28 protein-coding genes are annotated in these 23622 nt (G+C 42.9%); 1 reads left to right on the forward strand and 27 read right to left on the reverse strand.

The features are described 5' to 3' along the window. Positions 1-4: 4 nt before the first annotated feature. The 22 genes from trpC to MKY50_RS11655 form a co-directional block, all read right to left on the reverse strand. Positions 5-757, reverse strand: a complete 753-nt coding sequence (trpC, locus tag MKY50_RS11550; protein WP_341116702.1) for an indole-3-glycerol phosphate synthase TrpC — start codon at positions 755-757, stop codon at positions 5-7. Continuing rightward, entirely contained in the window at positions 750-1766 is a 1017-nt protein-coding gene (trpD, locus tag MKY50_RS11555) for an anthranilate phosphoribosyltransferase (RefSeq protein ID WP_144530203.1), read from the reverse strand. The genes trpC and trpD overlap by 8 nt, the downstream gene beginning before the upstream one ends. Continuing rightward, entirely contained in the window at positions 1738-3285 is a 1548-nt protein-coding gene (gene trpE / locus MKY50_RS11560; RefSeq protein ID WP_326132199.1) for an anthranilate synthase component I, read from the reverse strand. The genes trpD and trpE overlap by 29 nt, the downstream gene beginning before the upstream one ends. Before the next feature lie 215 nt (positions 3286-3500). Continuing rightward, positions 3501-3884: a chorismate mutase gene (aroH, locus tag MKY50_RS11565; RefSeq protein WP_004398675.1), complete on the reverse strand. Its 384-nt coding sequence runs from the start codon at positions 3882-3884 to the stop codon at positions 3501-3503. Beyond that, on the reverse strand, positions 3881-4969 hold the full coding sequence (gene aroB, locus MKY50_RS11570; protein ID WP_014480126.1) for a 3-dehydroquinate synthase: 1089 nt from the start codon (positions 4967-4969) through the stop codon (positions 3881-3883). Before aroB ends, aroH begins: the two co-directional genes overlap by 4 nt. Then, entirely contained in the window at positions 4969-6141 is a 1173-nt protein-coding gene (gene aroC, locus MKY50_RS11575) for a chorismate synthase (protein ID WP_327847436.1), read from the reverse strand. Before aroC ends, aroB begins: the two co-directional genes overlap by 1 nt. A 74-nt stretch (positions 6142-6215) precedes the next feature. Beyond that, positions 6216-6986, reverse strand: coding sequence for a protein-glutamate O-methyltransferase CheR (gene cheR, locus MKY50_RS11580; RefSeq protein WP_003230589.1), 771 nt, complete (start codon positions 6984-6986; stop codon positions 6216-6218). A gap of 236 nt (positions 6987-7222) precedes the next feature. Continuing rightward, a complete protein-coding gene (gene ndk, locus MKY50_RS11585; RefSeq protein WP_010886554.1) occupies positions 7223-7672 on the reverse strand; it encodes a nucleoside-diphosphate kinase in 450 nt (149 codons plus the stop codon). 115 nt (positions 7673-7787) lie between these two features. Continuing rightward, complete coding sequence (gene hepT, locus MKY50_RS11590) at positions 7788-8750, reverse strand: heptaprenyl diphosphate synthase component II (RefSeq protein WP_003246013.1); 963 nt, start codon at positions 8748-8750, stop codon at positions 7788-7790. 25 nt (positions 8751-8775) lie between these two features. Further along, positions 8776-9477 (reverse strand): demethylmenaquinone methyltransferase, encoded by a 702-nt coding sequence (menG, locus tag MKY50_RS11595; RefSeq protein WP_003230580.1) that lies wholly within the window; start codon positions 9475-9477, stop codon positions 8776-8778. A 6-nt stretch (positions 9478-9483) separates the two neighbouring features. Next, the gene (gene hepS / locus MKY50_RS11600) at positions 9484-10239 is read right to left on the reverse strand and encodes a heptaprenyl diphosphate synthase component 1 (protein WP_004398550.1); all 756 of its coding nucleotides are present in this window, start codon (positions 10237-10239) and stop codon (positions 9484-9486) included. A gap of 163 nt (positions 10240-10402) precedes the next feature. Beyond that, complete coding sequence (gene mtrB / locus MKY50_RS11605) at positions 10403-10630, reverse strand: trp RNA-binding attenuation protein MtrB (RefSeq protein ID WP_003230576.1); 228 nt, start codon at positions 10628-10630, stop codon at positions 10403-10405. 21 nt (positions 10631-10651) lie between these two features. Continuing rightward, the gene (folE, locus tag MKY50_RS11610) at positions 10652-11224 is read right to left on the reverse strand and encodes a GTP cyclohydrolase I FolE (protein ID WP_173614163.1); all 573 of its coding nucleotides are present in this window, start codon (positions 11222-11224) and stop codon (positions 10652-10654) included. Positions 11225-11411: 187 nt separating this feature from the next. Further along, positions 11412-11690, reverse strand: a complete 279-nt coding sequence (gene hbs / locus MKY50_RS11615) for a non-specific DNA-binding protein Hbs (RefSeq protein ID WP_003153447.1) — start codon at positions 11688-11690, stop codon at positions 11412-11414. A gap of 373 nt (positions 11691-12063) precedes the next feature. After that, positions 12064-13542: a stage IV sporulation protein A gene (gene spoIVA / locus MKY50_RS11620; protein WP_003230572.1), complete on the reverse strand. Its 1479-nt coding sequence runs from the start codon at positions 13540-13542 to the stop codon at positions 12064-12066. Between the two features lie 180 nt (positions 13543-13722). Continuing rightward, positions 13723-14457 carry a hypothetical protein gene (locus MKY50_RS11625; protein WP_003230571.1) on the reverse strand — a complete coding sequence of 245 codons (735 nt, stop codon included), beginning with the start codon at positions 14455-14457 and terminating at the stop codon, positions 13723-13725. A 21-nt stretch (positions 14458-14478) separates the two neighbouring features. Then, complete coding sequence (locus MKY50_RS11630; RefSeq protein ID WP_004399143.1) at positions 14479-14682, reverse strand: DUF2768 domain-containing protein; 204 nt, start codon at positions 14680-14682, stop codon at positions 14479-14481. Positions 14683-15021: 339 nt separating this feature from the next. Next, positions 15022-16059, reverse strand: coding sequence for an NAD(P)H-dependent glycerol-3-phosphate dehydrogenase (locus MKY50_RS11635; protein WP_015714177.1), 1038 nt, complete (start codon positions 16057-16059; stop codon positions 15022-15024). A 17-nt stretch (positions 16060-16076) separates the two neighbouring features. Further along, on the reverse strand, positions 16077-17387 hold the full coding sequence (gene der, locus MKY50_RS11640) for a ribosome biogenesis GTPase Der (protein ID WP_341116706.1): 1311 nt from the start codon (positions 17385-17387) through the stop codon (positions 16077-16079). Between the two features lie 153 nt (positions 17388-17540). Next, complete coding sequence (locus MKY50_RS11645; RefSeq protein ID WP_003230563.1) at positions 17541-17735, reverse strand: capping complex subunit for YIEGIA; 195 nt, start codon at positions 17733-17735, stop codon at positions 17541-17543. After that, the gene (locus tag MKY50_RS11650) at positions 17732-18625 is read right to left on the reverse strand and encodes a YIEGIA family protein (protein ID WP_003230562.1); all 894 of its coding nucleotides are present in this window, start codon (positions 18623-18625) and stop codon (positions 17732-17734) included. Before MKY50_RS11650 ends, MKY50_RS11645 begins: the two co-directional genes overlap by 4 nt. Beyond that, the gene (locus MKY50_RS11655) at positions 18622-19221 is read right to left on the reverse strand and encodes a YphA family membrane protein (protein ID WP_003230560.1); all 600 of its coding nucleotides are present in this window, start codon (positions 19219-19221) and stop codon (positions 18622-18624) included. Before MKY50_RS11655 ends, MKY50_RS11650 begins: the two co-directional genes overlap by 4 nt. Before the next feature lie 77 nt (positions 19222-19298). On the opposite strand from MKY50_RS11655, the gene MKY50_RS11660 reads away from it, so the two are divergent. Next, the gene (locus tag MKY50_RS11660; protein WP_003225499.1) at positions 19299-19430 is read left to right on the forward strand and encodes a YpzI family protein; all 132 of its coding nucleotides are present in this window, start codon (positions 19299-19301) and stop codon (positions 19428-19430) included. Between the two features lie 42 nt (positions 19431-19472). On the opposite strand, the gene fni is transcribed toward MKY50_RS11660, so the two are convergent. From fni to dgrA, 5 genes are all read right to left on the reverse strand, one after another. After that, entirely contained in the window at positions 19473-20522 is a 1050-nt protein-coding gene (fni, locus tag MKY50_RS11665) for a type 2 isopentenyl-diphosphate Delta-isomerase (protein ID WP_341116707.1), read from the reverse strand. 12 nt (positions 20523-20534) lie between these two features. Next, positions 20535-21683: a 30S ribosomal protein S1 gene (gene rpsA, locus MKY50_RS11670; RefSeq protein WP_014477197.1), complete on the reverse strand. Its 1149-nt coding sequence runs from the start codon at positions 21681-21683 to the stop codon at positions 20535-20537. A gap of 232 nt (positions 21684-21915) precedes the next feature. Beyond that, positions 21916-22590 carry a (d)CMP kinase gene (gene cmk / locus MKY50_RS11675; RefSeq protein ID WP_003230555.1) on the reverse strand — a complete coding sequence of 225 codons (675 nt, stop codon included), beginning with the start codon at positions 22588-22590 and terminating at the stop codon, positions 21916-21918. 78 nt (positions 22591-22668) lie between these two features. Continuing rightward, complete coding sequence (locus MKY50_RS11680) at positions 22669-22845, reverse strand: YpfB family protein (RefSeq protein WP_003230553.1); 177 nt, start codon at positions 22843-22845, stop codon at positions 22669-22671. Between the two features lie 44 nt (positions 22846-22889). After that, positions 22890-23543 carry a cyclic di-GMP receptor DgrA gene (dgrA, locus tag MKY50_RS11685; protein ID WP_341116710.1) on the reverse strand — a complete coding sequence of 218 codons (654 nt, stop codon included), beginning with the start codon at positions 23541-23543 and terminating at the stop codon, positions 22890-22892. Between the last annotated feature and the right edge of the window lie 79 nt (positions 23544-23622).

A 23622-nucleotide genomic window follows, 5' to 3' on the forward strand; every position in this document is an offset into this window, starting at 1 on the left:
AACCTCACTCCCCAAACAAAGCATGGATTGCTTTACGCTGAGAAGTTTGTCTCATCAATGATTCACCGATAAGTACAGCTCGCGCCCCATGTTCATTGACAAATGTTAAATGTTCTAAAGAACCGATTCCGCTTTCGCTGACAAGCAAGGATTCTTTCGGAACGAGAGATGCGATTTGTTCTGTCTGCTTTACAGATGTTTTAAACGTTTTTAGGTTTCGATTATTTACACCGAGAATGTCGGGTGTGAACACTTTCAATATTTGTTCTAGCGTTGATGCATCATGAACCTCCACTAGCACGTCCATCCCCTTTTCACCTGCTTCAAGATATAATTCATGAAGGTGTAAGGGATCAAGCACCTCGCCGATTAACAATATGGCATCCGCTCCGATTCTTCTTGATTCCTCTACTTGAAGAGAATCAATAATAAAATCTTTTCTAAGTACAGGAATCGAAACAGCACGCTTTACGTCTGATAAATAGCTGTTTTCCCCTTGAAAAAACGGGGTGTCTGTTAAAACGGAAATCGCATCTGCCTTCGCAGCCTCATAGTCTTTTGCAATCTGCACAGGCACAAAATCCTCTTTAATAAGACCTTTTGACGGCGATGCTTTCTTCACTTCGGCAATCAACCCGATAAACCGATTCGGGCTTGCCAGCGCCTCCTTAAATGAACGTTTCTCGAAAGGCTGCTCTACCGGCAGAACCAGTGTTTTCACTTCTTCTTTCTTTTGTTTGATGATATTTTCAAGCATAGATCTCTTCCTCTTTCTGCTTTAGTCGTTCAAGCTGCGCAGCAGCGCCTCCGCTTGTAATCGTCTCTAACGCCAGCTCCGTTCCTTCCTTCAGTGAGGCGGTAATTCCCGCCGTGTAAATCGCAGCACCCGCATTAAAAGCCGTAATAGATAAAGCGGAACTGCTGCTTTTATTTTCAAAAATATTCTGAATGAGATAGGCGCTCTCTTTCGGTGACTGCACCTGTAAATCTTCAAGTCTGCCATTTGTGAAACCGAAAGCTTCGGGTGAAACGGTATATTCCCGGCGCTCTCCGTCCTTTAATTCAATCACGTCGGTCGGTGCTGTAATTGAAAGCTCATCTAAACCGTCACGGCTTGATACAAACATAACGTGCTTCGGCTGAAACGTCTCCAGTGCGCTTGCCATCAGTCCAGCTTTTTCAACAGAATAGACCCCAATCACCTGACGCTTCGCCTGTAAAGGATTGCTGAGCGGCCCAAGCAGATTAAATACCGTTCTGAAACCTAGCTCTTTTCTAGTACCTGCTACATGTTTCATAGACGAATAGTAAAGCGGCGCAAAAAGAAATCCCATGTTGTTTGTTTCAATGCTGCTTTTGACCTTTTCGGGAGTGGTTTGAATAGAAACCTCTAGCTCCTCTAAAACATCAGCACTTCCGCTTTTAGAAGAGACAGAGCGATTGCCATGCTTAGCGATTTTTGCGCCAGCTGCCGAGGCAACAATTGCCGAGGCCGTTGAGATATTAAAAGTGGAAATACCGTCTCCCCCTGTTCCGCATGTATCAACAATATCAGGAAGTCCATCGACTGTAAGAGCGTGTGCCCGCATTGCCTTCACAAAACCCGCAAGCTCTTCTGGCGTCTCCCCCCGATGAGCAAGAATTGACAATATACCACCCATTTCAGAAGGAGTCATTTCCGCTGCCATCATCATATTCATCAGCGTTTCAGCCTCACCGGCAGTAAGGGTTTTTCCGTCAACGCACAATTGTAGAAATCTGTTCATCAGCTTTATCCTCCTTGCTATGAAACATGTCTTCTGCAATATGAATCGTTTTCAGCAGCGCACCGGCTTTATTACAGCTTTCTTCGTATTCGGCTTCCGGAACAGAATCAGCAACAATGCCAGCACCTGCCTGTATCGATGCAACGCCGTTCTTTACACTCATCGTGCGAATCGTAATACAAGAGTCGATATTCCCGTCAAACCCAATGTAGGCAATACATCCTCCGTATGTCTCTCTCGGTGTTGGCTCGAGCTCTTGCAAAAGCTGCATGGCACGGATTTTGGGTGCGCCTGTTAAAGTCCCCGCCGGGAAAGCAGACATCAGTGCATCGACAGGATGAACCCCTTTTTTCAATCGGCCTGTAACCACCGAGATAATGTGCATGACATGTGAAAAGGAAACAATTTTTGTGAACTCCGGCACAGAAACAGAACCATACTCTGCTACTCTGCCGATATCGTTTCGGGCAAGATCAACGAGCATGTAATGCTCCGCTTTTTCTTTTTCATCCTTCATGAGCTCAACCTTCAGTCTCTCATCTTCAGCTTTGTCTGCACCGCGTTTTCTCGTACCGGCAATCGGATGGATTTCTAAGTGCCCGTCTTGAACGTGTATTAACCGTTCCGGAGAGCTGCCGACTATTTCTCTGTCTTGTAGTTTCATATAATACATATACGGCGAAGGATTGACGATCCTAAGCACTCGGTATAACTCAAAAGCATCTGCTTTTATCGGCACCTCAAATTTTTGTGATAAAACACCCTGGAAGATATCGCCTGCTTTTATATAGCTTTTGATTTTTTCTACATCAGCCATAAAAGCCGATTTTTCATAATTAGAAGATACCGTCTCAAAGCTGGGCGTCTTGTATGAATCAGCAGAGAGAAACAGCTCTTTTATGTTTTTTTGGTCCATCATTTTTTCAATGAGATTTTGAAGCTCCAGATGATTTTGATGGAATACATCCATTTTTTCGTTTTTTGTTTCCTCTCCATTAAGCCTTGCATATTGGATAAAGTGGACGTTTTTGGTTTCATGATCATACGCAATTAATGTCCGGCAAACAAACAGCATGCACTTTTCCATGTTTGTTTCTTTTGTATGCGAAGGAACAGAAGGCTCAATCAGCGGGATCATATCATAGCTTAAGTACCCGACAGCTCCGCCGACAAAAGGAATGCCAAGCTGAGGTGTTTTGATTTTGTATGTGGTATTCATCCAGTTCAGCACTTCTTTTAGTTCATTTCCTGTGTAAAGAGATTTGCTGTCCTGATCAGCGGCCGAAAAACGGCCCTGCTCTTCTTTAATTGTGAGAAATGGATTCAGGCCGATAAACGAATATCTGGACCAAGTGGATGTATCGTCCTTGCTTTCAAGAAGATACGTAATCTCCCTGTCAAGCTTCTCTATCATTTGAATGGGTGTCAGTGTATCGACTGTGAAGGTCTCCACAATCGGTATCGTGTGGTGGGACAAGCTGTCCTCTAAAAATGCGGAAATGTTTGATTGGAAATTCATTACTCTCACTCCTTATGGCAAGGAGAATGAGAAGATGGCATGAGAGGATAAAATACTATATAACAAATAAACCCAAAAGAAAGACTTCTTTTGGGTAGAATAAACATAATGTCTCAGCTCAACTAAACTCATTCTCTGCTACCCTATTCTCTAACTCAACTCATTCTAATTGCTTTATACACACTCTTGTGTATTTCTAAGCTGTTCTTATCGTATTACAATTCAGTATTTTTTGTCAATGATAAATCGGGCCTCAATACGACAGCTTTTTCTAAATATACATGTCTGATCTGATCCTGAGGGACATCTGTCTGGACCGTCATCATGACTCTTATGCACTTTTTCAGACCGCCTGTTACGTCCATTTCCTGCATACATGTTACCGGTACATACTGCCATCCTGAAAGCTCGCGAACAGCTTTTGCCGGGAAAACAGCGTGCAAATCAGGTGTAGCCGACAGAAGCATTTGAACAACATCTTCCGGTTTTGTATGATTTTCTTCTATGATTTTCTCTAACAGCTGTTTAGTTTTTTGTAAAATTTCTTCTTCAGTATCCCGTTCAACTGTAGTTGCTCCGCGAATTCCGCGAATCATCATGATGTCTCCTCCAATCGCCATTTGTTCAGCCAGCTCTCAAGTTCATTTCTGGAAAATGTATGATCAGCAACTTTCCCTAATTCGTTGAGCACAATAAACTGAATCTTCCCGCCGCGGGTTTTCTTATCATTCATCATACGGTCCAAGAGAACCGAAGTTTCCGTCTCTTTTCTGATTTGACTTGGATAACCCAGGCTTTTTAGCCAGCTGACCAAACGTTTTCTGTCCATTTCACAGCCTACAGTCTTTTCGCTTATATATAAAGCAAACTGCATTCCGAGGGCTACGGCATCACCGTGAGTGATCTGCCCGTATCCATATTCCGCCTCAACGGCATGACCGAGCGTATGCCCGAAGTTTAAGTAAGCTCTTATCCCCTCTTCTTTTTCATCCTGCTGAACGACAGACGCTTTAATTGAAATGCCTTTAAAAATCATGTCATTCAGCTGATCATTAGTGATATCACGCAGTGAGTGGATATTCAGCAGCTCCTCCAGAAACGCTCTGTCATAGATAAAAGCGTGTTTAATCACTTCTGCCATTCCGGACCTAAGCTCTTTTTCAGGCAGAGAACGCAGGAAATCTGTATCATAGAGCACGGCTTTCGGCTGATAAAACGCACCGATTAGATTTTTTCCAAGCGGATGGTTCACGGCTACTTTTCCTCCGACTGCGCTGTCATGCGCCAAGAGCGTCGTAGGCATTTGGATGAAATCAATGCCGCGCATAAAAGTGGCAGCCACAAAACCGGCAAGATCCCCTACAACACCGCCACCGAATGCGATGATGCATGAGGAGCGATCCAAATGAAAACGAATCGCTTCACTCTGCAATTTTGTGTACATGTCCATGGATTTTGCCTGCTCTCCACTCGGTACCGTCACTTTTTTCACAGGCCATTTATCTTGCAGCAAATGGAGCATTTCATCACCATACAGGCGGTCCACCTCTTCATCCGTGACAAGCATAATCCTTGTTAAAGGCCTGTTTAAAGAGGTTAATAGTTCGCAAGCCTTTTTTCTGATACCTTGTCCGATAAAAACAGGATATGACGAGGAAGCAGTTTGAACATGCAGTGTCTTCATTAAAATTCCCTCGACAGTTTTCTCATTTTCTCCACATTTTCTCTAATGCGGTCAATTTGATCTAATCCGAATTGTTCAACGACTGCGTTCGCAATTTCCCAAGCGACAGCCGCTTCAGCGACTACACTTGCTGCAGGAACAGCACAGCTGTCTGAACGTTCAATGCTGGCGGAAAACGGTTCTTTCGTTTCAATATCTACACTTTTCAGCGGTTTATACAAAGTCGGAATCGGCTTCATGACTCCGCGGACAACGATTGGCATCCCTGTCGTCATGCCGCCTTCCAGTCCGCCAAGTCTGTTAGTAGCACGGGTGTATCCTTTTTCCTCGTCCCAAATGATCTCGTCATGGACTTCGCTTCCATTTCGGCCTGCCGCCTCAAATCCGATCCCGAATTCCACACCTTTAAATGCATTAATTGACAGTACAGCGGCAGCAAGCTTGCTATCCAGTTTGCGGTCATAATGGACATAGCTGCCCACGCCTACCGGCATTCCCTCGACAATGACTTCTACTATTCCGCCGATGGAATCTCCGTTTGCCTTTGCTTCATCAATGGCAGCCATCATTTTTTTGCCTGCCTCTTCATCGTAGCATCTGACAGGAGACTCTTCCGTTACGCGCTGCAGGTCTTCAATTGACGTATATTCTGTTTTTTCAGCTTTAACAGCGCCAATTTGCAACACGTGGCCCGCCACCTTAATGCCAAGCTCAGAAAGAATCTTTTTAGCTACAGCCCCTGCCGCCACTCTGACAGTTGTTTCCCTTGCTGAAGAACGCTCAAGCACATTTCTCATATCACGATGATTATATTTAATTGCACCGTTTAAGTCAGCGTGCCCAGGTCTAGGTCTGGAAATCTGGCGCTTCATTTCCTTTTCTTCATCTTCTGTAATTGGAGCGGCGCCCATGATTTTTGTCCAATGCTTCCAATCGTTATTTTCAACTACGAGAGCAATTGGTGAACCGAGTGTACGTGCATGGCGCACCCCGCTCATAATTTTGGCCTGGTCTTTTTCGATCTGCATGCGGCGGCCGCGGCCGTGTCCTTTTTGGCGTCTGGCAAGCTCAAAATTGATATCTTCCTCCGTTATGTAAAGCCCGGCAGGTACACCCTCAATAATGGTTGTCAGTTGGGGGCCGTGTGATTCTCCGGCTGTTAAATATCTCATGACTTCTTCTCCCTTCATCGCATTAACGCTTTTAAGTAAGACTACTATAACATATTTTTCAGCAAAAAGTCAGTCTATCTTTTTTGATAAAAGAATGTATCGGCTGGGACTAGGCCAAATTTCTCGGGATTGAAGATTTGCTCGGTGCTGCCGACAAAAAGAACTCCATTCTTCTTCAAGCTATGTGCCATTTTTAAATACAGCTCTTCCTTCGCGCTTTCTGTAAAATAAATAAATACATTGCGGCACACGATTAAGTCAAAGTCTTGTTCATAACGATCCGCCAGCAAATTGTGCTTTTTGAATGTAATATTCTTTTTGATTTCCGTTTTCACTTCATAACTTCTATTTGCGTTTTGCGTAAAATAACGATCTTTCACAGATAGCGGCACTTCCTGTAAAGACCGCTCCTGATAAACGCCTTTTTTCGCTTTTTCCAATGCTTTTTCATCAATATCCGTCGCTAAAATCTGATAGCCCGGAAGACCTTTTTGCTGGTCCAAAAGCATGGCAAGCGTGTATGGCTCCTCCCCCGTTGAGCAGGCGGCACTCCAAATTTTTAAAGGCCTAGAGGTCTTGATTAACGGCAGAATTGCAGTCTCAAGAACTTCCCATCTTTTATAATTACGATAAAATTCTGAAACATTGATCGTCATTCTGTCCAATGTTTCATTTAAGAGAGCTTGATCCTTTTCCAATGCCGCAGCAAAGTCCTTAAAGCTTTGGAACCCCTTTTTCTCATAAAGTGACGTTAGCCTTCTCTTCATTTGTGCTTCTTTATATAGTGTTAAATCGACTCCGGTTAATTGTTTCCATTTCGTTGTAAATACGCTGTATGTATCCATCTCTACTCTCCCAGTCTCGCTGTCTTTTTGTCCTAGTATAGCTTGTTTTATCAGGAAATTGTATTGTTTCAATAAAAAAATCAGCTTTTCAGCTGATTTTAGATCGTTGGGAAAGGCAGAGGTCTGATGCACACTGCCATTCAACCCTTTATTCACTTTAATGTAAACCTTTACAAAACAGAACAAAAACCGGCGGCGTTATATGTTGCCGGCTCTGTTGCTTATTTTCACAATGATTAATAGATCCAGCCTGCCATAAGCTGCTGATATGATACTAATTCTTCATTCTTAAAGAAAATGTTAATCTCGCGTTCTGCACTTTCGAGAGAATCAGAGCCGTGGATGATGTTTTTTCCGACAAACATGCCATAATCCCCACGAATCGTACCAGGTAAAGCTTCTTTAGGGTTTGTCTTCCCGATCAGCTGTCTCGTCACTTCAATGACATTTTCGCCTTCCCACACCATTGCGAATACAGGTCCTGAAGTAATAAACTCAACGAGCTCTCCGAAGAAAGGCTTACCTTGATGTTCGGCGTAGTGTTTCTCAGCCATTTGTTCAGTCACTCTCATTAACTTGGCGCCAGCTAATTGTAAGCCCTTACGTTCGAATCTAGATAAAATGTCCCCAATGAGCTGACGTTGGACACCGTCTGGTTTCACCATGATAAAAGTCTTTTCCATCATATTCTCCACCCCATCATTATGTATGTATAGGCTTTCACACTGCACACCGAAATCGTAACATCTTTCTGATAATTAATCAATCCGGGGCGGAGAAATTTCTTAATATCTACAAAAATTAAAATTTTCTTTTACCGATATATTTTGCGATGGCTGCAAGAGACGAGCGTGCGCGCCCTCGAGGAAGCGTGTTTAATTTCTGAAAAGCTTTCTGCAGATACATTTCGCTTACTGCCATAGATGCTTCAATTGCATCTGTTTTTTTGATTTCTTCAATGATTGGTTCAAGCTGTTCCTGCGTTGTCTCACTGTTAATCAATTTAAGCTGGTTTTTTAATGCAGGATTTTTCAGGGCATACAGCACTGGCAATGTGACGTTTCCTTGAAGCAAATCTCCTCCAACGGGTTTACCCAGCTCTTCTTCAGTTGAAGTAAAATCAAGAATATCATCAATAATCTGATAAGACATGCCGACGTAATACCCAAACCAGTACAATGCCTTATGAATCTTCTCATCAGCTCCCGACGCAATAGCACCAAGCTGGCAGCTGACCGCGATCAAGAGAGCCGTTTTTCTTTTGATACGCCGGAGATACGTTCTGAGATTTTGTTCCATGTTGTATTTGTCTTTGATCTGCTCAATTTCTCCTAGACAAACTTCAACGATCGTCTGTGACAAAATCCTATGGGCTTTCGGTTCGTTAATTCTCGTCATCATTTCAAGAGATCCCGCAAGCATATAATCGCCTGTGTACATCGCAATACGATTGTCCCACTTTGCTTTGATTGTCGGTTTTCCTCGGCGAAGCTCTGCATCATCAATGACATCATCATGAACCAAAGATGCCATGTGAATCATTTCCAGAGTGACGGCGACATATTTAATCTTATTAATATCGTAATCGCCAAACATGCCAGAAAGCAGCACGAAAACAGGCCGAATACGTTTCCCTCCGGCCTGCAGCAGGTGAAGACCTGCCTCGCTTAAAAGCGGGTAATCGGAACGTACGGTTTGTTCAAGTTCTCTTTCGATTACATCAATATCGTCATTTAAAAAAGAGTAGGCCATTTTAAATTTCATATCATTCACCCAAACATCTGTGTTTTCATTTCCATCCGATATGCGTGGCAGCGACTCCGCCAGTAAACGAATGATATTTAACATTTTTCAGGCCCGCCTCTTCAAACAGGCCTGCCAGTTCCTTCATTCCAGGGAAATCTCTGGCTGATTCTTGAAGCCAAGAATATTCTTTATAGCTCTTCGCAAACAGTTTCCCGAAAAACGGCATAATATACTTAAAGTACATAAAGTAAGCCTGTCTGAATCCGAACATTTCCGGCTGGGACGTTTCCAGACATACCACCTGCCCACCCGGCTTCACTACACGTCTCATCTCTTTCAGTACAGTCAAGTAATCAGGGACATTGCGGAGTCCGAAGCCAATGGTGACATAATCAAATGTATCATCATCAAAAGGAAGCTCCATCGCATTTCCGTGCAGCAGTTCAATTTGGCTGAATCCGCCGTCTTTTACTTTCTGCTCGCCGACACTCAGCATATTTTCACTGAAATCCAAGCCCTTGATCTCGCCGCTTTTGCCTGCCGCTTTTGCAAGAGCGATCGTCCAGTCAGCCGTTCCGCAGCAGACATCAAGTGCTTTTGCGCCTTCTTTTACATTCATGATGCGCATCGTTTTGTCGCGCCATTTTTTATGCTGCTGAAAACTGATGACAGAGTTCATTTGGTCATAATTTTTATATATTTTTTCAAATACTCCGTGTACGCGCTGTTCTTTTGAGTCCTGCATAATGGTTTACCCTTCTTCCACTTTCTGATGATAGGTTTGATCTTGGCTGATTGTCTTCAGACGGTTTATTAAAATGTTCTGAATAGGTGAATTTAGAGGCAGAAGTGACTCAATGCTGTTTTTCGCTTTTTTAAAACAATCTTCTAATATCTCTTCTTTTGTTTTTCCCAGCTGTATAAAACTGCCGATCACATCCAGAAATGCATCATTTCCGTTCATAAGCCGCTTAAATACAAAAAAATCACTCGACAGCTTTTTCCAGCGCGGGAGGTTGAAGTGTTCCGCCACACGATGGAATAAAGCTGATTCAACGATGCCGACACTTTCGAAAAAATCGTTTTCGTCCTTGAAAGAACGGTCATACAGACGAATTTTATGTTCGTTGATTTCTTTAATGGCTGTAGCAAGCGTCCGAATCATGTAGATATCCTTCATTTCAGATAGTAAAGAGTAGTACAGCCCGCTGAAATAATCGCCCGCGAGAACAGTCAATTGGCGGTTTTTGTTTTCGTCTCGTTTTATGACTCTAGCTGTCGTCACTTCATCATGGGTATCAAGGGCGCTTTGTACAAGCATCGCTGTTACAATATAATTTTCTCTGTCGTTGTTTTTTATGTCAGCTTCTTCAAATAAAGCATGAAAAAGAAGAAGCTTATCCTCATCAATTTTCGGCGCAGAAATATGCTTCGCTAAATAAGGATGAGACAGCTTTTGTTTTAATTTCGTGTTCAGATTGGCTAAAGTTCCGTAGATGTCTTGCAAAAATATCACCCTTGTCCCCAAATTCACATTTATTTCTTAATCTATGTATGAGTTTTATCTTTTCATTCGCTTACGCAGGTATCATTATAGCATAAAAAAAAGAAATTGGCTGTATCCTCCCGCTGTTTGCGAGCATTTGCTTTTAACAGCGGGGACAGCCAGCTTATTTTTTTTCGCTTTTCATTTCTCCGTACGCGGTTTGAATCAGTGCCTCTCCTCTGACTTTAATGGCAGAAGTATGCTCTGTAAACTGAGCGATGATCACTTCTCCCTTGTCGAGTTTTTCGGAATGGTGAAACTTTGTGTCTGTTCCTCTTGTCAGGCCGATCACATTCACTCCGTCCTCAACGGCTTTAATGACGACAAAATCACTTGAATGCTTTTGATTCATTTATAGCACCCTCTATCTTTATTAGTCCTGGCGTTTAATATGTTCCAATACTTCTGCACGGGCAGCGGCATCATCTTTAAAAACGCCTCTGACTGCTGAAGTCACAGTTTTCGCACCCGGTTTTCTTACACCGCGCATCGTCATGCACATGTGTTCCGCTTCAACCACTACCATTACGCCATGCGGATCAAGCGTATCTACGATGCTTTCTGCAATTGTAGAAGTGATGCGTTCCTGAAGCTGCGGGCGCTTTGCAACGGCTTCAACGGCACGTGCCAGTTTGCTGAGTCCTGTGACCTTTCCGCCTCGCGGGATATATGCAACATGTGCTTTTCCATAAAAGGGAACAAGGTGATGCTCACACATAGAATGAAACGCGATATCTTTTACAAGAACAAGCTCCTCATGGTTTTCACCGAAGATAGTCTGGAAATGTTCTTTTGGATCTTCATTCAAGCCGGAGAATACTTCGGCATACATCTTTGCGACTCTTTTCGGAGTATCAAGAAGCCCTTCTCTATTCGGGTCTTCTCCGATCGCTTCTAAAATTTGACGAACAGCTTGTTCGATTTGCTCTTTATTAACTTCTTTCATGTTCTATGTCCTCCACCAATGAATACATTTAATTTCGATTCTAGCACATATGCCCCGCTAAAAGCAAAGTGAATGCCCTGTCAGGAAGCCCATGCTCTTGAAATATGAAAAGCCCCTTAGAAAGGGGCTTTTCTGTGAAGAAATAAAGTGTATGTAAGCTAGATGCATACACGATCTATATTCACAATTATTTTCCGGCAACTGCGTCTTTAAGCGCTTTACCTGGTTTGAAAGCAGGTACTTTGCTTGCTGGAATTTCGATTTCTTCACCTGTTTGAGGGTTGCGCCCTTTACGTGCAGAACGTTCACGCACCTCGAAGTTACCAAAACCGATCAGTTGGATTTTATCACCGTTTTTAAGTGCATCTAAGATCGTATCAAAAACAGAGTCAACTGCTTTTGTAGCGTCTTTTTTAGACAATTCGCTTGCTTCTGCAACCGCATTGATAAGTTCTGTTTTGTTCATGCCTTTCACCTCCTCCCAAAAGGATACATTCAGTTCGTTTATTATCATTTCTTCACAGTTCAGTCTGATTCTAAACCTGTCTCAGAAAAAAATGAGAGCAAGTAAGAGAAAGACAATTAAACGGCTTTTTAAGAAAAACTGCACTCTGAGGAATGTTTGTCCAACAAAGTGAAGAATTTCTGTATGTAGAGTAACACATATAAAAAGCCATATCAAGCATTTTAAAGCGTCAATCCCTTGCTCGTCAAGGATTTAAGGTGATTTACCGAACGAATATTCCTTTTTTTCCTTTTTTCATCCTATTCCTTGATCCTTTTCCATTATTAAGAGCAAAGAAAAAAGACCTCCCATTCTATAAAGAGGTCTACCGGTATTACAGGATGATGGCGATTAAGCCGCCAGAGCCTTCGTTTATGATTCTTTCTAATGTTTCTTTTAATTTATACCGTGCGTTTTCAGGCATTAATGACAGCTTTGCTTGAATCCCTTCTCTCACAATTGAGCTCAGCGACCTTCCGAAGATATCGGAATTCCAGATGGAGAGCGGATCATCCTCAAAGTCCTGCATTAAATAGCGTACAAGCTCTTCACTTTGTTTTTCCGTTCCGATAATCGGGGCGAATTCGCTTTCGACATCGACTTTGATCATATGGATCGACGGAGCGACAGCTTTCAGCCTCACACCGAATCGCGAGCCCTGCCTTATAATTTCCGGCTCATCGAGACTCATATCAGCTAAAGCAGGCGCTGCAATGCCGTATCCCGTCTGTTTGACCATTTTTAAGGCATCAGACACTTGATCATATTCTGTTTTCGCATGGGCGAAGTCTTGCATGAGCTCAAGCAGATGGTCTCTTCCTCTGATTTCGACGCCCACAACTTCTTTTAGGATTTGATCATATAGATGATCAGGCGCGTACAAATCAATTTCTGCCACCCCTTGGCCCAGCTCAATTCCGGCTAATCCGGCACTTTCAATGAATTCAAACTCGCTGAATTGGCCGACAACCCTGTCTACGTCCCGGAGCCGTTTAATATCCTTAACCGTTTCCTTCACGGACTCCTGATAGCTTTCACGCAGCCAATGGTTTTCTTTCAGCACCATTACCCAGCTTGGGAGATTGACATTCACTTCTAGCACCGGAAACTCGTAGAGGGCCTCTCTGAGCACACTCAGCACATCTGATTCCCGCATGCTCTCTACACTCATTGCCAATACCGGGATATCATATTTTTCGCTTAAATCCTGGCGCATTGCTTCCGTTTCCGGGTGATACGGCCTGACTGAGTTGATGACCATAATAAAAGGTTTGCCAACCTCTTTCAGCTCTTCAATGACTCTTTCTTCAGCCTCTATATAGTCACTTCTGGCGATATCTCCAATGGTGCCGTCTGTCGTAATGACAACTCCGATGGTCGAGTGTTCTTGAATGACTTTTCGTGTGCCGATTTCAGCAGCCTCATGAAATGGGATCGGTTCTTCGTACCAAGGCGTATTGATCATCCGCGGCCCGTTTTCATCTTCATATCCTTTAGCGCCGGGCACTGTGTAACCTACACAATCTACTAATCTTATATTCACATCGAGTCCGTCTGACACATGAACAGACATCGCCTGATTCGGAACAAATTTAGGCTCTGTAGTCATAATGGTTTTGCCGGCTGCGCTCTGCGGCAGTTCATCCTGCGCTCGGGCCCGGTCTGCTTCGTTACTGATATTCGGGAGCACCACAAGCTCCATAAATTTTTTAATGAACGTGGATTTTCCTGTACGGACAGCACCTACGACTCCTAAGTATATATCGCCTCCTGTTCGTTCAGCGATATCCTTGAAAATATCGACCTTTTCCAAGTGATCCCCTCCCGGACTTCCTATCCTTTTCAATTTTATTAAGCTCTTTCAATCAAACACAGGACACTATATGTGTATGACGTTGTCCTATTTGAATATGACATCTTTAGAAAATTTCTCATCCTCAATCTATTAATATAAAAAAACCTTTCTCCCTATTTGTATGCAAGGGAGAAAGGTTCATTCCTTTTTCATATCATTTTCTAAAAAAACAGGTTCCTGTTTGTCATTTACCGTATATTTTACAGAAAACGCGGGGACAAAGGGGGTTTCATGCCAAATCATATCCTGGATTTCAGTCCCGGGTTTAAACGTTTTTTTGCTTTTTTTGAGGCAAGAAGCCAGCTCAGTCCGGTAATCGGCATATATTTCTCCGTCTCCGTCAATCATAAGCGGCAAGGAATTCCCTGAGATTGGGCTTGTCACTGTAAGAGAGCTGCCATCCCCAAGCTTCTTCTCATCGAGTGTAAATAAATCACGAGATAGCACATCCTTGTAAGGCGGATATTGATGCTCCTGACGATACATTTGGATGCGCAATTTCACATCGCGAATTTTTTCTGCCATCTTTAGATCAATTAATTTAACAGTCGGATCGTTCTCTACGTCAACAAGCACGTATTGATAGTCTCCCCCGCTTTCAAATGCCGTACTTGGAGGTTCAGCTATGTATCTTGGCGCTAACCGGTTAAAGTCTATCGGATATTTTTGATATAGCGGTGTCGACATATCTTTGGTTTGAATAGGAAGCAGCCCTCCATTTGCCTTTTGAAATTCATCAACAGCAGATTGAACCTGCTTTAGCTGGTCTTGATAAGGAATGGCATGCACACTGCTTTTCCGTTCATTTGGATATAAACATCCGGATAAAAACACAACTGCCGCAAAAATGATTGCGCACTTCAGTTTACCCATACAGCACTTCCTTTTACAGCTTTATTCATTGACAGGGCCGCTAAAAACCACGACAAACACAATAATTCCAGATATGAGCATACACATGTATGCGAATGATGAAATCGCAATCTTCAAAAAACGGTTTTGGCACTTAAAGCGGCTTAAATAGATGGAAGCTACAGCCAAAAACATCAGACCCATGGACCCTAGAGCAAACCACATTTTCATCAATGCCAGATTCAATGACGTGCGCCTCCCCGATATGTATGATGTAAGCGTTATATTATATTTTAATATACAGCGCCGGAAAAGATCAACCAGATTTTCCATCCTTTGATAGAACAAAAAAAAACTGAAGCAAAGAGGGGGACCTTCGCTTCAGTCAACTTGACTATATTCACCTGCACGTTTAAGAAACACTCTCTTGGACTTCGATGCTATAGTATGCGACTTGGCATACAGATGCATCCTCTATTGCCTAAATCGGCAAAATGTTTCAGGAGATCCCAAGACTTGGGTGTTCTTCTGTTTTTCGGGCTTTCGTTCAATTAAGATATGCGTTTCACCATACGATTGATACTTTTACTTCACTTGATTTTCAAACGTATTTACCAAATCCTCCATCTCGTGGGTTTTCCCTCTCGCCATTAAAGATTCAACAGCGGTTTCCACTTTTTGTCCGTTGAACAGGACCTGATGGAGAGCTTCTGTAATCGGCATTTTAACATCATATTTCTTCGAAAGCTGATAAGCCGCTTTCGTCGTGCGGACACCTTCGACTACCATTCCCATCTCTTCAAGAACATCTTCAAGCTTGTACCCTTTTCCGAGCAAATTGCCCGCACGCCAGTTTCTGGAATGAACACTTGTGCACGTCACAATCAGATCGCCTACTCCTGTCAATCCAGAGAACGTCAAGGGATTTCCGCCCATTTTCGTTCCGAGTCTCGCGATTTCGGCAAGTCCGCGTGTAATCAAAGCAGCTTTGGCATTGTCGCCGTACCCTAAACCATCTGTAATTCCTGCAGCAAGGGCAATAATATTCTTTAAAGCCCCTCCGATTTCAACTCCGATAATATCAGGATTTGTGTACACCCGAAAATTGTGATTAATAAATAGATCCTGCACCTCTTCTGCTGCCCTCATGCTCTTTGAAGATGCAGTAACAGTTGTGGGGTGCCGCAGCCCTACTTCTTCCGCATGACTCGGGCCGGAAAGGACAACGATATCTTTTCTGACATCACTCGGGATCTCAATTTCCATAATTTCAGAAATGCGCAGAAGTGAATCTGGCTCAATACCCTTGCTGACATGAACAAAGACTGCCTTTTTCGTAATAAAAGGGACAGCCTGTCTCAGCACTTCCCGAATTGCTTTTGTCGGGACCGCAACGATAATGACATCCGCGTCTGAAACAGCCTCTTTCATATCTGTTGTTCCTTTAATGGATGTAGACAGCTTAACATTCGGCAAATAATCTTTGTTTTCATGCAACTCATTAATTTGATGAATTAAATCTGCACGGTGAGCCCACACACACACTTCATTTCCATTATCAGTTAGAACTAAAGCCAGTGCTGTTCCCCAACTCCCTGCTCCAAGCATTGTGACTTTTTTCATGTTTGATTCACACCTTTTTATTTTCTAGCTCTTGCAAATATTTTGATTGGTGTCCCCTCAAAACCGAACGCGTCTCTGATTCGGTTTTCTAAAAACCGTTCGTATGAAAAATGCATCAATTCCGGATCGTTTACAAACACAACGAAGCTTGGCGGCTTTACCGACACTTGAGTCGCATAGTAAATTTTCAAACGAGAACCGTTATGAGTCGGTGTCGGATTCATTGCCACAGCGTCCATGATGACATCATTTAAGACGTTTGTTTGAACTCGAAGTGAATGATTTTCACTAGCTTTGATAATCGCAGGCATCAGAGTATGGATCCGTTTTTTCGTTAAGGCAGACATAAATAGGATTGGCGCATAATCCAGAAATTGAAAATGATCGCGAATATTTTCTTCAAATTCTTTCATCGTGCTCTCATCTTTGTCAACAGCATCCCATTTGTTTACGACGATGACGACGGCCTTGCCCGCTTCGTGTGCATAGCCGGCGATGCGCTTATCCTGTTCAATAATGCCTTCTTCGCCATCCAGCACAACCGCCACGACTTCTGAGCGGTCAATCGCTTTCAGCGCCCGCAGTACACTATACTTCTCAGTCGTTTCATAGACTTTCCCTTTTTTTCGCATACCTGCAGTATCGACAATGACAAACTCCTGCTGGTTGTAAGTAAATGACGTATCAACAGCATCTCTTGTCGTTCCAGCCACGTTGCTGACAATAACGCGTTCTTCGCCGAGCATCGCATTCACAAGTGAGGACTTTCCGACATTTGGACGTCCGATCAGACAGAATTGAATAACTTCTTCATTGTATTTCGTTTCAGGAATGTTTTTAAAATGCTCTGCAACGGCATCCAGTAAATCACCCAGTCCGAGTCCGTGTGTTCCCGAAATTGGATACGGCTCGCCAAAGCCTAGCGAATAAAAATCATAAATATTCGCTCTCATTTCTGTGTTATCCAGTTTATTAACCGCTAAAACAACAGGCTTTTTTGTGCGGTACAAAATTTTCGCCACTTCTTCATCAGCAGCTGTCACGCCTTCACGGCCGTTCACCATAAAAATAATCACGTCCGCTTCATCCATGGCGATTTCAGCTTGCTGGCGAATCTGCGCTAAAAACGGCTCATCACCGATATCAATACCGCCCGTATCAATCAAATTAAAATCATAATTCAGCCATTCAGCCGAGCTGTATATCCGATCCCTTGTCACGCCAGGGATATCTTCTACTATTGAAATTCTTTCTCCCGCAATCCGGTTAAAGATTGTGGATTTTCCTACATTTGGTCTCCCGACAATGGCTACGACAGGTTTACCCATAGTACCCTTCCTTTCAATCCAGCCGCTTTCATTTTTACATAAATTTTCAACCGGTTATTAAAATCATTTCATTCACTTTTATGAAAAGAAACCCTTCAGAGGAAGGGCTTAACTCATTTATTATATCAGTTTTTACTGGGATCACAACTATTCTTAAAAATGTTTCACGATCAAATACACGTCATCTCCGATTCTGTGAGCTATTCCATCAAGGATCGCCTCAAGATTTTTAGCGAAAAGCTCCATCTCCTTTTGGTCATTGCAAAAAAAGACAGGTGCTCCCCCTGCAACCCGATTTCGATTTGTCGTGATTACAGACAAAATCACTTTCGTAAGAGATTCACTCATCCTATCACCTTATCCTGATTCTTGATAAATTCAGTCGGCATTCTAATCGCATTTTCCAGGGTTGGAACATTGCTAATAATTTGAACAGCCGTTTCGGGATGGTGAATTTGCGGGAGAACAAATACTGCCACTCTCCCATCATTTAAATCCCGTTTTGCAATTGGTGTCAAAGATGGCTCTCCTGAATCCCGATAAACCCCGAGCACATTGGAAACATCAAATAAAATGGCCTGACGCTGCCCTAAATTTGCTATCGTCGCTGCTGAATTAAAGTTTTTCGGCGTCAAAATAAAGCCCATGCCATGCTTTAAAATCAGTTCCTGTTTCTCTGGAAGCCCGATATTCATCATATAAATATTATCAACAAACAGTCCCGGACCGTCAAAGCGCGGCTTTATGTACTCGATATCTACAATATCCTTCAACACACTGCCCGACATAAACTTCATGGCCAGTAAAAAACAAACGACAGCCGCTATGACTGCAGCCCAGATGGATAAAAACACATACGCAGAGGTTGTCAAAAGCGCTGTAAAGATCACAATATAATTTCTGCTTTCAAACGCAATGGCAATCCCCTCAATATATGTGCTTCCCCTTGAGACAAGTTCATACGAATCCATTTGCGTCAATGTGTTCCGCTCCATGTTTCGGACATCTCTAAATTGCGTCGCTGCCAATGTTAAAAATGTGATGGCCGTAAATTCCTCCTGCAAAAGCGCCGGCATAATAATTGCACCTAAACCAGCCGCTATCAACCCCAGTGCGATGTGAATCACTTTCCCATGAACATAGGTCGGATACTGGCGGTAATCCGTTTTCAGCATATAAAGCCTTGTCGCAATTCCGGCAATGACCCCAGCAATAATCGGATAGATGTAATCACTCATGACATTTTGGTAGCTCCTTTGTTTGATCTTTTGCTTTTCTGACCAATCTGGCTTGCGAGGTGTTCGTATTTAGATATGCCAAACAGCAATATCATCCCCGCAGAACACGCATTCAGCCATTGAAAGCCGCCGACAGCCATAGCCCCGGCCAACTTCTGGATCACAAATGAATACACCAGTTCGCCTTGGCACATCCCTAGGACAAATAAGACAAGCTGCTTCTCAAAATTCCTTTCAACAGAAGCTGTTAAAAGCACTATTAATATAACAGCAGCCCACTCAGGTTTTATGATGAACCAAACCGGGTCATATAATGCAAAAAGATAAACAAACGCATACGCGGCAACAAGCGTCAGATAGACCATGATGTAACGAAAACGATACATTCCCAAATACCCGGCATAGACACATCCGCAAACGAAAAACATCAAATATGCAGCATTCAGGGAAAAATATAAAGCGATGTCATGTATGCTTAGAATAATATTAGTTAAAATAAAGACAGAGACGGCAATTCGTCTTTTCGTCTTTTCAAAAATAAATGTTGTCAGAACCCACAGAAACCACATTGACCAATAGTAATAAAATTGTTCCATTTTACTTCCTCCATATTCCCAGTATGGAGTTCAAGCACATTTTTTAAACAATCGATCTCACATTAAGGAGTATGATCATGGGAAAAGACAGACAAGAGAAAAAACTCAAAGCTTCAGGCAGAGTCGAATCAGATCGCGACCAGTCCATTCACTATGACGGAGCGACAAGCCTTGAACAAAACGGAAGATTCAAAAAGCGAAAATCATAATACAAAAAGCCCAAACCACATATGGTTTTGGGCTTTTATCATTTATCGCACACTATAGCTTGATGTATTGACCCCTCTCTCTGTGAGCCAATGATGGGTTTCACCTTTGATCACAAGGGGCGCCTTTTGTAAATCGGCAATTGTTCTGGCACCCAGCACGGTCATAATCAACTTTAATTCCTCAAGGATCAGCTGAATCTCCTCAAGCAGTCCTTCCTCACCGCTGTCAGTCAGCGCTTTTAAAAAATGCCCTGCCATTCCGGTGCAAGAGGCCCCCAGCGCAATTGCCTTTGCCACGTCAAGCGCATCTTGCAGACCGCCAGAGGCGATCATGGTGCTTGCAGGAAACTCAGAGCGGATTTCCGCCAAACTTGCAGCTGTCGAAATGCCCCACGAATTAAAAAAGGAGATTTGCCGCTGTCTTCGGAGATTTTCGATTTTCGAGAAATTTGTTCCCCCGTAACCGCCAATGTCAACAGCTGCAGCACCAGCTTCATACAGCTTTCCTGCTGATGCTTTGCTCATACCGAAGCCGACTTCTTTCACAATGACCGGTACACTGACCCGGCTGCAAATTTGTTCAATGCGTTTCAATGCGCCGCTAAAGCTTCTGTCCCCTTCAGGCATCACAATTTCCTGAATCACATTGAGGTGGATCTGCAGTGCGTTTGCTCCAATCATCTCAACGGCTTCCTTTGCCTGAGCAGCCGTTGCCTCGCTTCCCAGGTTGGCAAAAATCAGCCCGTTTGGGTTTTCCTTTCGAACAATTTCATAGGAAAGACGCTCTGATGGATCTTTTAATGCTGACATTTGCGATCCCACAGCAAGGGGAATTCCAGCCTGAGAAGCCGCTCGCGCAAGCGATTTATTAATCTCATATGTAAGTTGTCCGCCGCCGCCAGTCATTGCATTGATAAAAATCGGCGAACTGCTTGAAAGTTCGCCGATTTTTGTGGAAATATCTACTTGTTCTAATGCAAGATCGGGCAGACTGACGTGAACAAACGTAATATCATCAAGACCTGTTTCCCGCTTCTGGCCGGTGGACAAGGCATGATTGATGTGTTGTCTTTTTCGTTCTGCTCGAGTCACGTTTATCACCAATTATTTTAGTTTATTCAGCTTATCTCCGATCAGATCTCCAAGCTGGAAGCCAGTGCTTGTTTCTTCCTTCGCTTGATATTGACGGTAATCTTCCTGATCAGCTTTAGGCGTTTCTTCAAGTTCACGCATGCTTAATGAAATGCGCTCCTCATTTTCATTCACATCAAGAACCTTCACTTTTACAGTCTGTCCTTCTTCAAGGACTTCATGCGGCGTGCCGATGTGTTTATTGGAAATTTGAGAAATATGAACGAGACCTTCAACACCTGGAAGGATTTCAACAAAGGCACCGAAGCTTACAAGACGCTGTACAGTTCCTTCAAGCACATCGCCAGGCTTCACTTTTTCGCCGATTTGGCTCCAAGGTCCAGGCAGTGTATCTTTGATTGATAAAGAAATACGTTCATTATCACGGTCAACCGATAACACTTTCACTTTTACTTCTTGTCCCTCTTCAACAACGTCAGACGGCTTCTCTACATGAGAGTGGGAAAGCTGTGAAATGTGTACAAGTCCGTCGATGCCGCCAATATCAACAAACGCGCCAAAGTCAGTCAGGCGCTGTACTTTGCCATCAAGTACACTTCCAACTTCAAGAGACTGAAGAAGTTCTTGTTTTTTATTCGCTTGTTCACTTTCAACAACAGCACGGTGTGAAAGGATCACGCGGTTTTTATCACGGTCAAGCTCTACAACGAGCAGTGACAGTGTTTTTCCTTTATAGTCAGTGAAGTCTTCAACGAAATGTGCTTCAACAAGTGATGCCGGAATAAAACCGCGAACGCCGATATCAACGACAAGGCCGCCTTTCACGACATCTTTCACTTCAGCTTCAAACACTTCTTTTGTTTCAAATTTTTTCTCAAGGTCTTCCCAAGCGCGGTCTGCATCAACAGCACGTTTAGATAAAATCAAAGCATCGTCTTCCACTTTTGTTACTTTCAGGTCAAGCTCGTCGTCTACTTTAACAACATCCGATGCTTTCTCTACATGAAGACTTGATAATTCACTGATTGGAATAATACCGGATTGTTTGACATTGATAATTTCTACATCTACATGTTTGTCTTCTACCTTTGTCACAATCCCTTTAACTACATCTCCAACCTCTGGCACTTGAACATCAATTTGATTCATTTCCTCTGTCATTTGAATAACCTCCTTGGTCCAAACCTACACAGCTTAATTAAAACGGTTTGAAAGCTGAACATATAACATGCCCGCTTTTAGCCGAATATGTATTAAAGAATCATCCAAAAAAGTTTTTTGAATGATCAATAAAAAGTTTTATTAGTATTAACTTCTAATAAAAGGACAGGTTTGTCAAGCAATAACATTCTATCTTCGTTGAAAAATTCAAAAAAAGTGGCATTTGCCATCCTCAGCGGGACTTTTGCTCCACAGCCTCGAGGATTTTATCAGCTACCTCTTGAATGGAAAGCGATGTCGTGTCGATTTCAAGAGCGTCTTCTGCTTTACGCAGCGGAGATACTTCGCGCTCTGAATCAAGCTTGTCTCTTCTTGCAATTTCCTCAATTAATGTTTCGTAGTTGACATCAAAGCCTTTTTTCACATTTTCTTCATAACGGCGTTTCGCTCTCTCTTCCACAGATGCCAAAAGAAAGATTTTTACTTCTGCATTTGGCAGCACATGCGTCCCGATGTCACGACCATCCATGACGACGCCGCCTTTTTCCCCAAGCTGCTGCTGGCGTTTCACCATTTCTTCTCTGACACTTCTGTGCTTGGCCGCAATTGAAACTTGGTTGCTGATTTCATCTGTTCTGATCGCCTCAGTTACATCGGTGCCGTTTACAAACACTTTTTGTCCATCTTTTGTTGTAATCAGCTCAATGTCTGTCCGCTTTAGCAGCTCAGCCAGTTTTTCTTCATCTGTCAGATCAACGTTTTCCTGTAAAGCCGCGTACGTAATCGCCCGATACATCGCTCCTGTATCAATATATATGTACGATTTTTTCTCAGCCACAATTTTGGCAACGGTGCTTTTCCCCGCAGCTGCCGGGCCGTCGATTGCAATCGATAATTTCTTTTCCATAATTCCTCTCCTTGCTCTTTTCTCCTCTAAGGATTGTATCACGAACTTTATGAAAAAGGGTGAAAAATTGATGAATAATTAATGTTTGAAGGTTTCAATCCTATTGTTTTCCTCCATTTTATCCACCCCTTCATATTGAATCACTTTTGATACGTATGGTTCAATATGCTGATAGTGAAAAAGAAATTGGACACCAAGTAAAATGATGGCCTGAATGAACAATAATTTGATCAGCAGCCGTTCAAATGTTTTCATTGGAGCACCTCCATTACAAATAGTATGGAAGTGTTTGCCGATGTTTATTCCATTCGGGCCTTTCTTCTCTTATTTAACTGGCGCCTGATGCAGTATTGAAGCAAAGCCTGCTGGTCACCTGCTGCAATTTCTGAATACTCTAAAGTCATTTTTCGTTTTTCTGACTTGGGGTCATTAAAGATTCGTCTGACAACTGCTTCTGTTTCTATTTGACGTGTGTGCTCCTCTTCAGGAAGACGGATGATCAGGCGCAATGATTCCCCCGATTGAAAAGAAAGGCCATCAGCTAAAACCACGGCGATGCCGCCTGCACTGATGTTATAGGATAGTGTGCGGGTCTCTTCTTCATTTCCCGGCTGAATTTGCACATCTAATACCGCATCAGTTCTTACATATTGGCGGCGCTGGATTCTTTTCATTTTTTCACGGGGAGGCATTTCAAGACAGATCATTTGAAGTTTGTCCTTCACTTTACCTTTTATACGGCTTATAAAGCGATAAGGAACTTCGTCTTTTCCCACAAACTCTACCGTTACTTCCATATCGTTATGTAAAATCACAGTTCGCCCTGTAACTACATCAACAGGATACGCGATCAAAAGTTCATTGTTTTCGATGCTGACCGCCTTGCTTTTTGCCTTTTTCAATTCATTTTCTTCTATATATTCTAAAAGTACATTTTCTCCAATCTCTATCATTGACTTCACTCTTTCGCATTCAATATACTCACGTTTTTATTAAAGCACGTAATGAAAAAAAGGAAAAGACATTTAGTCC

The organism is Bacillus sp. FSL R7-0685 (genome assembly GCF_038002425.1).
Taxonomy (GTDB): domain Bacteria; phylum Bacillota; class Bacilli; order Bacillales; family Bacillaceae; genus Bacillus; species Bacillus subtilis.

Excerpts from the sequence above, each read along its gene's own strand:
- der (WP_341116706.1), bottom strand. The coding sequence starts at position 17,387 with ATGGGTAAACCTGTCGTAGCCATTGTCGGGAGACCAAATGTAGGAAAA.
- ndk (WP_010886554.1), bottom strand. The coding sequence starts at position 7,672 with ATGATGGAAAAGACTTTTATCATGGTGAAACCAGACGGTGTCCAACGT.
- aroB (WP_014480126.1), bottom strand. The coding sequence starts at position 4,969 with ATGAAGACACTGCATGTTCAAACTGCTTCCTCGTCATATCCTGTTTTT.
- cheR (WP_003230589.1), bottom strand. The coding sequence starts at position 6,986 with ATGGATACATACAGCGTATTTACAACGAAATGGAAACAATTAACCGGA.
- aroH (WP_004398675.1), bottom strand. The coding sequence starts at position 3,884 with ATGATGATTCGCGGAATTCGCGGAGCAACTACAGTTGAACGGGATACT.
- folE (WP_173614163.1), bottom strand. The coding sequence starts at position 11,224 with ATGAAAGAAGTTAATAAAGAGCAAATCGAACAAGCTGTTCGTCAAATT.
- hepT (WP_003246013.1), bottom strand. The coding sequence starts at position 8,750 with ATGAAATTTAAAATGGCCTACTCTTTTTTAAATGACGATATTGATGTA.
- menG (WP_003230580.1), bottom strand. The coding sequence starts at position 9,477 with ATGCAGGACTCAAAAGAACAGCGCGTACACGGAGTATTTGAAAAAATA.
- MKY50_RS11645 (WP_003230563.1), bottom strand. The coding sequence starts at position 17,735 with ATGAGTGAATCTCTTACGAAAGTGATTTTGTCTGTAATCACGACAAAT.
- trpC (WP_341116702.1), bottom strand. The coding sequence starts at position 757 with ATGCTTGAAAATATCATCAAACAAAAGAAAGAAGAAGTGAAAACACTG.
- MKY50_RS11625 (WP_003230571.1), bottom strand. The coding sequence starts at position 14,457 with ATGGGTAAACTGAAGTGCGCAATCATTTTTGCGGCAGTTGTGTTTTTA.
- MKY50_RS11660 (WP_003225499.1), top strand. The coding sequence starts at position 19,299 with ATGGGAAAAGACAGACAAGAGAAAAAACTCAAAGCTTCAGGCAGAGTC.
- aroC (WP_327847436.1), bottom strand. The coding sequence starts at position 6,141 with ATGAGATATTTAACAGCCGGAGAATCACACGGCCCCCAACTGACAACC.
- cmk (WP_003230555.1), bottom strand. The coding sequence starts at position 22,590 with ATGGAAAAGAAATTATCGATTGCAATCGACGGCCCGGCAGCTGCGGGG.
- dgrA (WP_341116710.1), bottom strand. The coding sequence starts at position 23,543 with ATGATAGAGATTGGAGAAAATGTACTTTTAGAATATATAGAAGAAAAT.
- MKY50_RS11650 (WP_003230562.1), bottom strand. The coding sequence starts at position 18,625 with ATGAGTGATTACATCTATCCGATTATTGCTGGGGTCATTGCCGGAATT.
- trpD (WP_144530203.1), bottom strand. The coding sequence starts at position 1,766 with ATGAACAGATTTCTACAATTGTGCGTTGACGGAAAAACCCTTACTGCC.
- MKY50_RS11655 (WP_003230560.1), bottom strand. The coding sequence starts at position 19,221 with ATGGAACAATTTTATTACTATTGGTCAATGTGGTTTCTGTGGGTTCTG.
- MKY50_RS11635 (WP_015714177.1), bottom strand. The coding sequence starts at position 16,059 with ATGAAAAAAGTCACAATGCTTGGAGCAGGGAGTTGGGGAACAGCACTG.
- trpE (WP_326132199.1), bottom strand. The coding sequence starts at position 3,285 with ATGAATTTCCAATCAAACATTTCCGCATTTTTAGAGGACAGCTTGTCC.
- rpsA (WP_014477197.1), bottom strand. The coding sequence starts at position 21,683 with ATGACAGAGGAAATGAATCAAATTGATGTTCAAGTGCCAGAGGTTGGA.
- MKY50_RS11680 (WP_003230553.1), bottom strand. The coding sequence starts at position 22,845 with ATGAAAACATTTGAACGGCTGCTGATCAAATTATTGTTCATTCAGGCC.
- hbs (WP_003153447.1), bottom strand. The coding sequence starts at position 11,690 with ATGAACAAAACAGAACTTATCAATGCGGTTGCAGAAGCAAGCGAATTG.
- mtrB (WP_003230576.1), bottom strand. The coding sequence starts at position 10,630 with ATGAATCAAAAGCATTCAAGTGATTTTGTCGTCATTAAAGCCGTTGAG.